The organism is Bradyrhizobium sp. CCBAU 11361 (assembly GCF_028128935.1).
GTDB lineage: Bacteria > Pseudomonadota > Alphaproteobacteria > Rhizobiales > Xanthobacteraceae > Bradyrhizobium > Bradyrhizobium niftali.
In genome coordinates this window covers 132,410-140,197 of sequence record NZ_LBJZ01000184.1, presented here as the reverse complement: position 1 = coordinate 140,197, position 7,788 = coordinate 132,410, and the positions used below count along the sequence as shown (strand labels likewise).

Genomic DNA, 7,788 nt, shown 5'->3' with positions numbered 1-7,788 from the left:
CGATGGCGAGGCGGCCGGCGACTTCGCTCATCGGCGCAAGCAGGGGGAGGTGACCGGCCGCGTCGGTGACGGTTTCATAGGCGATCGCCGTACAGCCGGAGGCGAGCAAACCCTTCGCCTGTTCGGGATCCGGTGCAAGATGGAGGTAGGTAAACAGGATCTGGCTTTCGCGAAGCTGGGTCCATTCGCTCTTCTGCGGCTCCTTCACCTTCACGATCATGTCGGAGTTGGCGAAGACGTCGCGGGCGCTCCCGGCAATCGCCGCCCCTGCCCGCCGATAGACTTCGTCCGAAGCGCCGATGCCGCTGCCGGCGCCGGTCTCGACCGTCACCTGATGCCCGGCCGCGACGTATTCGCGAACGGCGCCCGGGGTGAGCCCGACGCGATATTCCTGCACCTTGATCTCCTTGGGCACACCGACACGCATCCTGGGCTCCTTCCAACGTTTTGATTCACCTCGTCATGGTAGCGACGGGTCCAGTTTGGTTTCGTGCAAATATCAGCTAGTTTCGCCATCTCCGCGCCGGTTTCCGGCGCGCAAACGCTCTTTCACGCTGGAAACGAAACATTGGCCCTCGACCGGAAAGACCTCGCCATCCTCGCGGAACTTACGACCAATGCACGGGCCAGCCACACCGAGCTCGCCAACAAGGTCGGGCTATCCAGCACGGCGCTGGCGCGGCGCCAGAAGGCGCTGGAGGACGACGGCTTTATCCAGGCCTATCAGGCCGCGCTCGACCTGGCGCAGTTCGGCCTCACCACGACGGTGCTGGTGCGCATTGCGCTGGAGAGCCAGAGCGACGAGGCGCTGAAGGCGTTCGAGGCGGAGGTGGTGAAATGCCCCTCCGTCGTGCGCTGCTTCCTGATGTCGGGCACCGACGACTACATCCTGATCGTGCTCGCCCGCGACATCCAGGATTTCGAGCGCATCCACCGCACCGAACTGTCCCGCCTGCCGCGCGTCGCGCGGGTGCAATCGAGCTTCGCGCTGCGCGAAGTCGTCAACCGCGCCGTGCCGACGGTGGTGTTCAGCGAGGCCAAGCGGTAGCGATTCCCTCTCCTGCGAGCGCCGCGAAGGCCATCCCGCGCCGCAGTCGGGCTGCATCGGGCACCAAGCTGACTGGTGCCCGATCCGGTCTGCACGTTAAGTTTGGCTTTACCCTAAGTTGCACTTTACTCAATGAGCTTAGGGTAGCTCAGAGCTATTCGCTTATCATTGCAACTTAAGATCGTTTTGCTGGAAGGGCTCCCACCGGCGCGCAGGGGCACGAATTGTGGCATAGATATGGGAGGAATTCTTCATTCCAAGACGCAGCTTTCTCCAAACGAAACGCCGACCACGTTCTTAAGCCTGATGGATCGGAGGTTCCTCCTTGGCGCCTATGGCCGGCAGACACGTAGCCACATAGCAGTCGCATGGCTAGCCCGCACGATCGTCACAGCGAGCTTTATTGCAGGTCTCGCCTGCCGATATGTAGCCCTCGATCAGGTGACCGACGATACGACCAAATTCCTGCTGCCCTGGTATGAATTCGCGCAGAGCCACGGTCTTGCCAGTCTCGGACACACATTCACGAATTACACCCCGTTTTACAGCTACCTTTTGGTTGCGGCGACCGCATTCCACGGGCTGTTCGAACCATGGCACCTGATCAAGGGAATTTCTTTCATCTTCGAATTCGGCTGCGCGCTGATGGCAGCACGCCTGGTCGCGTCCGACAAAGAACGCATCTACAGTCCTTCCGTTGCCTTTGCGGCCGTCTGGCTGGCACCGACTGTTCTGTTCAACGGTGCGGTCTGGGGGCAGGCCGACGCGATCTGGACGTTCTTCATTTTGCTGTCGGTATATTGCATTTCCCGAGACCGACCTCGGGCCGGTGTTGTTTCATTCACCGTCGCATTTTCTGTGAAGGCCCAAGCAATATTCCTTGCACCCTTGATCTTCGCGCTCGTGCTGAGGCGAACGATCCATTGGCTTTGGCTTGCAACGATTCCGATTGTTTATCTCGCCATCGCGGCTCCTGCGTGGCTGCTTGGCCAACCTCTCTCCGACATCCTGACAGTCTATTTCAATCAGGCTGAAACCTTTGACCGGCTGTCAATGAACGCAGCAAACATGTGGTTGCTCGTGCCAAACCGGTTCTATGGACCCGGTGTAGCCGCCGGAATGGCCATCTCAGCGGCGGCAGGGCTCGTATTCTCAATCGTTGCCGCGCGGGCGAAAGACCTGTGCAAGGTCGAACACCTAGTCGCGGCCGCAGCCCTGTCTCTGCTCTTGATGCCATTCGTGCTGCCGAAAATGCACGACCGATATTTCTACGCGTTTGAAGTCATGGCGATCATACTGGCCTGCCTTAAGCCGCGCTTCTCCGTAGTCGCCATCGCCGCGCAGATCAATGGCGTGATTGCCTATCTGAGCTATTACGGCATTGCAGCGCCGTTGATGGGTCCGGCGGTCATTGGGAATGGCTGGATTCTGCTGCAGCTCGCTCTTTACACGCACCGCAAAGCGAAAGACCCGGAGCAGCCCGATTCAGTTGCATTCTCTCCGACGACATTCGCCGTCGGCGCGATCGCTTTCTGGGCCATCTATTTACTTGCCGCTTGAAGAGACCGCGGGGAGAGGCGAAAACGCGGACCGCAGCCGCTGTCATCCAACTGTCATCGAATGTGCCGAGAGCTGTGTCACCAGTACATTCGGGACAGACAATGGACTATTTCAAGCGCTTCAACTTCCTGTTCGCCGCACCCGTGTTCGACGCCGACGACCTCGAAGGCGTCCGCTTCAACCAGATCATCGAGGAGATCCAGCGCTCCGGCTTCGAGGTGGTCCGGGCCCGCAAGCTGGAGGACGCGGAGATGGCGGTGCAGACCGACGCCGCGATCGGCTGCATGGTGGTGGACTGGGGCAAGAAGGGCCTGGAGGGCAAGACCTCGGCACTGATCAATTTGATGCGGCGCCGCGGCCTCGACTTCCCGATCATCCTCCTGATCCGGCGCAAGCGCTTCGAGGATTTGCCGGTCGAGGTGCTCGACTTCATCGACGGCTATGTCTTCCTGTCCGAGGAGACGCCGACCTTCATCGCCAAGAACCTGATCAGCCGGCTCAAGCAATATGCCGAGACGCTGAAGACGCCGTTCTTCGGCGCACTGGTGGACTATGCCGAGGAAGGCAACCAACTCTGGACCTGTCCGGGCCACAATGGCGGCGTGTTCTACAATCGAAGCCCGATCGGCCGGGTCTTCGTCGAGCATCTCGGCGAATCCGTGTTCCGCGACGACCTCGACAATTCCGTGCTCGATCTCGGCGACCTCCTCACCCATGAGGGCCCGGCGCTGAAGGCGCAGAAGGAGGCCGCGCAGATCTTCGGCGCGGAGAAGACCTATTTCGTGCTCAACGGCACCTCGACCTCGAACAAGGTCGCGCTCGGCGCGCTGGTCACCGACGGCGATCTCGTGCTGTTCGACCGCAACAACCACAAGGCCGCCCATCACGGCGCGCTGATGATCAATGGCGGCATCCCGGTCTACGTTCCGACCATTCGCAACGCCTGGGGCCTGATCGGCCCGATGCGCTGGGACGTGCTCGACGAGAAGGCCCTGCGCGAGGCGATCCGCAACCATCCGCTGGTTGGGGATCGCGACGCCTGGCGCAAGGAACGGCCGTTCCGCGTCGCCGTGGTCGAACAGTGCACCTATGACGGCACGATCCACAGCGCCGAGATGATCCTGAAGCGCATCGGCCATCTCTGCGAGTACATCCTGTTCGACGAGGCCTGGGCCGGCTTCATGAAGTTCCATCCGCTCTATGCCGGTCGCTTCGCGATGGGCCTCGCCAACCTTCCCCCCGAGGCGCCGGGCATCATCGCGACGCAGTCGACCCACAAGCAGCTCGCGAGTTTTTCGCAGGCCTCCCAGATCCACATCAAGGACCGTCACATCCGCGGCCAGAAGCGGCGGGTCGAGCACCGCCGCTTCAACGAAAGCTTCATGCAGCACGCCTCGACCTCGCCGTTCTACCCGCTGTTCGCCTCGCTCGACGTCGGCGCGCAGATGATGAAGGGACGTTCCGGCGAGGTGCTGTGGGATGACACGATCCGGCTCGGCATCGAGCTGCGCAAGAAGATCCGCGCAATGCGCCGGGAGTTCGAGGAGAAGGAACAGAATCCCGATCGCCGCTGGTTCTTCGAGCCCTTCGTGCCGGATCGCGTCGCCATCCCCGACGTCAGCCGTCCCGGCGCCGCCCACAATGTCGCCTGGGAAACGCTCTCGACCGACGAGCTCGCCACCAATCCCGCCTTATGGCAGCTCTCTCCGGATACCAGCTGGCACGGCTTTCCCGATCTCGCGGAAGGCTTTGCCATGACCGATCCGAACAAGCTGACGCTGCTCACGCCCGGCTTCGACCGTGCCACCGGCGCCTATGCCGAGCACGGCATCCCCGCCCCTGTGGTCGCGCAATATCTGCGCGAAAACCGCATCGTGCCCGAGAAGAACGACCTCAACTCGCTGCTCTTCCTGCTCACTCCCGGCGTCGAGGCGAGCAAGGCCGGCACGCTGATCTCCGGCCTCGTCGCCTTCAAGAGGCTGCACGACGACAATGCGCTGCTGGCGGACGCGATCCCGGAATTCCATCAGCGACGGCAGGCACGCTATGCCGGCGTGCGGCTGCGCGACCTCTGCGGCGAGATGCACCGCTTCTTCCGCGCCGCCGATGTCAGCGCGCTCCAGGCGCGGCAGTTCATGCCCGAGCACATGCCTGAGATCGCGATGTCGCCCCGCGATGCCGCGCGCTATTTGTTCCGCAACGATGTCGACTATCTGCCGATCGAGGCGATCGCGGGCCGCATCGCCACCACGCCCTTCGTGGTCTATCCGCCCGGCATCGCCACCATCGTGCCCGGCGAGCGGCTAACGGAACGGGCCAAGCCCATGGTGGATTATCTCAAGATGTTCGAGACCTGCTTCAACACATTCCCGGGCTTCGACGTCGAAATCCAGGGCGTCTACAAGAAGGTCGATGCGAATGGCCGCATCGGGCTCTATACTTACGTCGTTGCCGAGTAGGTGCCGATGACCGAAACAGCCGCAATCCGCGCGGATGACGAGCCGGTCCTGGTCCGCCCCTCACGCGAGAGCGATGTAGAGGCGATGCTGGCGATCTACCGCCATCACGTCCGCAACGGGGTGCCGCGCGATGTCGAGGGAACCGGCGCGCCGGAGCCGGACGATCTGCGCGACCGGCGCAAGAACCTGAAGCAGACCCGCCTGCCCCATCTGGTCGCGACCTACCGCGGCGAGGTCGTCGGCTATGCCTATGCGGTGTTGTTCCGCAAGCGCCCGGCCTATCGCTACACCGCCAAGCACTCGATCTACGTCCACCACGCGCATCTCGGCCGCGGCGTCGGACGGCTATTGCTTCAGGAGTTGGTCGATGTTTGTGCCGCGGCCGGCTTCCGCCAGATGATCGGCTATATCGATGCCGACAACGCGCCCTCGCTGGCGCTGCACGAGAAGTTCGGCTTCGCGCGCGCCGGCCTGCTCTGCGGCGTCGCCTACCGGCACGGCCGCTGGTCCGACACCGTCATGGTGCAACGCTCGCTCGGCGCGGGCGCAACCGCGCCGCCGCCGGCAACGGCACCCGGCCGGTAAGCCTTACGAGGGAAAGTCAGCCGGTTTGACGTGGATGCGGTCGGCATGCAGCGACCAGTGACACAACGCCTGGTCCTTGCAGAACCGCGCCTTCGCCCGCTCCCTGGCCTCGTCCTCGTCGGCGGCGTCGATCTCGAGCGTGCCCTGACAGACCTCGATCTGCCGGCCGTACTCCCCGAGCACGTCCTTCATGAACCTGACGACATAAGTGGACATGGGACCTCCTGCTGCCCCGGCAGCACTCTTATCCCATTTAGCCGATTTCGGGGAGGCAGATTTTGACCGGGATCAAAGCCGGCAACGGTTCCCGCCGACGATCCAGGCGCCGGTTCGATCCGTCAGCCGCCCCGCCCTGCCTGGAGCCTCGCGGAAGGCGAGCGCGACGCGGGGCGCACGGGACGACATCAACAATTACGTCGTGTTATCGAGCAGCGACTCTGTCATCTCGGAGTAGGCTTGAATGACCTTCGCATTGGCAATGAAGCTGTACTTCGCGGTCGCCAGTTCAACGAACTCGCCGGCGAGATCGACATTCGGCGCTGCGACCAGGCCGTCCTGGTTTGCGAAGGGAGCGCCTGGATCGGATTGTGCGGTAAAGCTCGGCGAAACGGCCGACACGGTCGCAAGCGTACCGCCCGGCGTCGAGCCGCTCGATTGGTCGACCTGTTCGACTCGCAACGGCACATAAGCCGCGGGAAAGGTCGGAGCAATGCCTGAACCGGCCGACGTGCCCGATCCGCCTGACGCAGGCAACGGGCCGGTCGTGCTGATATTGGCGATATTGCTCGCGGCCACGCTCACGCGCAAACTCGCTGCAGAAAGTCCGGATGTAGCAATCGAAAAAATGCTCATGACCCCTGATCTACAGGACAAGTCATACGCCTTCACTCACGCAATCGATAGGATGCGCCGCTTTGCATTTTCCTCGCGGTAACCAATGATTGGAGCGCAGTCGGACCTTGCGCGCGCCCCTATCCCGGCGTCACGCCGAACGCCTGCTTGAAGCGCTCGGCGTAGCGTGGCCAGACCTCGGGATTGATGATGCGCGGCGGGCGCTTGCCGTCGAGCGTGTCCAGCACCTGCTCGGCGGCGATGCGGCCCATGTTCTGGCGCGCCTCGGTCGTCACACCTGCGGTGTGCGGGCTCGCCAGCACGTTGTCGAACTGGAGCAGCGGATGCTCGGGCGGCGGCGGCTCCTTGGACCAGACGTCGAGACCGGCCCCCGCAATGCGCTTGTCGCGCAGAGCCTGGAGCAGCGCGTCCTCATCGTGGATGAAACCGCGCGCGGTGGTGATGAAATAGGCATGCGGCTGCATCAGCGCGAATTCGCGCACGCTGATCAAGTTGCGGCTGCCCTTGTTCAGCGGACAGGAGATCGAGACGAAATCGGCGCGGCGCAACAGCTCGTCAAGCTCGACCTTCTCGCCGCCCCGCTCGGCCATCACCTCGGCCGACAGATACGGGTCATAGGCCAGCACCTTCATGCCGAGCAGGCCCTTGCACAGCGCGGCGATGCGGCGGCCGACATTGCCGAGACCGATGATGCCGACGGTCTTGTGCTCGACCTCGTTGCCGACGAGATCGTTGCGGTTGACGTTGCGCTCGCGGCGCAACCGGCGGTCGGACTGGATGATGCGCTTGGACAGCGTCAGCATCATCGCCAGCGCATGTTCGGCGACCGAATGGGCGTTGCCGCCGGACTGGTTGACGACCACGACGCCCGCGTCGGTGCAGGCCTCGACGTCGACGGGATCGAAGCCCGCGCCGTTGCTGGAGACGAGCAGCAGGTTCGGCGTACGCTTCAGGAAGGCGGCATCGACATGGAAATGCGGGGCGAGCTCGTCGCGGGCGGCGCCTATCTGGTAGACATGGGCCGCGCTCAGGATGGGCGCATAGAAATCTTCAGGGCTTGCGTTCTCGATGCGATCGAGCCGGACGTCGGGCCGCGCTTTCAGGATGTCGACATAGATCGGATTGGCCAAATAATTGGAGTAGACGACACGCTTGCTGTTGACCGACATCAGGACCCTTCCGGCTCTCCAGGGATCAGCCACGGCCAGCGCGGCGCGCGCCCCCTTCCGTGCTTCCTCCCACATTTTCTTTGCCCACATATGACATGGCGGTGCCGGCCACGGC

The 7,788-nt window shown here is 63.0% G+C and carries 7 protein-coding genes and 1 pseudogene; 4 read left to right on the top strand and 4 right to left on the bottom strand.

The features are described from left to right. Positions 1-427, bottom strand: a pseudogene (locus XI08_RS26090) (alanine dehydrogenase); the annotation flags it as partial. A gap of 141 nt (positions 428-568) precedes the next feature. On the opposite strand from XI08_RS26090, the gene XI08_RS26085 reads away from it, so the two are divergent. The 4 genes from XI08_RS26085 (at position 569) to XI08_RS26070 (ending at position 5,652) form a co-directional block, all read left to right on the top strand. Beyond that, complete coding sequence (locus XI08_RS26085; RefSeq protein ID WP_027546309.1) at positions 569-1,048, top strand: Lrp/AsnC family transcriptional regulator; 480 nt, start codon at positions 569-571, stop codon at positions 1,046-1,048. A 237-nt stretch (positions 1,049-1,285) separates the two neighbouring features. Beyond that, a complete protein-coding gene (locus XI08_RS26080) occupies positions 1,286-2,608 on the top strand; it encodes a hypothetical protein (protein WP_271576550.1) in 1,323 nt (440 codons plus the stop codon). A gap of 101 nt (positions 2,609-2,709) precedes the next feature. Beyond that, positions 2,710-5,067, top strand: coding sequence for an Orn/Lys/Arg decarboxylase N-terminal domain-containing protein (locus tag XI08_RS26075; RefSeq protein ID WP_271576549.1), 2,358 nt, complete (start codon positions 2,710-2,712; stop codon positions 5,065-5,067). 6 nt (positions 5,068-5,073) lie between these two features. Further along, a complete protein-coding gene (locus XI08_RS26070; protein WP_271576548.1) occupies positions 5,074-5,652 on the top strand; it encodes a GNAT family N-acetyltransferase in 579 nt (192 codons plus the stop codon). 3 nt (positions 5,653-5,655) lie between these two features. Here the strand turns inward: XI08_RS26070 and XI08_RS26065 are convergent, their stop codons facing one another. The 3 genes from XI08_RS26065 to XI08_RS26055 all read right to left on the bottom strand — a co-directional run bounded on the left by XI08_RS26065 (position 5,656) and on the right by XI08_RS26055 (position 7,673). Continuing rightward, positions 5,656-5,868 carry a hypothetical protein gene (locus XI08_RS26065; protein WP_027546312.1) on the bottom strand — a complete coding sequence of 71 codons (213 nt, stop codon included), beginning with the start codon at positions 5,866-5,868 and terminating at the stop codon, positions 5,656-5,658. A gap of 195 nt (positions 5,869-6,063) precedes the next feature. Next, on the bottom strand, positions 6,064-6,504 hold the full coding sequence (locus XI08_RS26060) for a flagellar basal body rod protein FlgC (RefSeq protein WP_271576547.1): 441 nt from the start codon (positions 6,502-6,504) through the stop codon (positions 6,064-6,066). A 119-nt stretch (positions 6,505-6,623) separates the two neighbouring features. Further along, positions 6,624-7,673: a hydroxyacid dehydrogenase gene (locus XI08_RS26055; protein WP_271576546.1), complete on the bottom strand. Its 1,050-nt coding sequence runs from the start codon at positions 7,671-7,673 to the stop codon at positions 6,624-6,626. Positions 7,674-7,788: the final 115 nt, after the last annotated feature.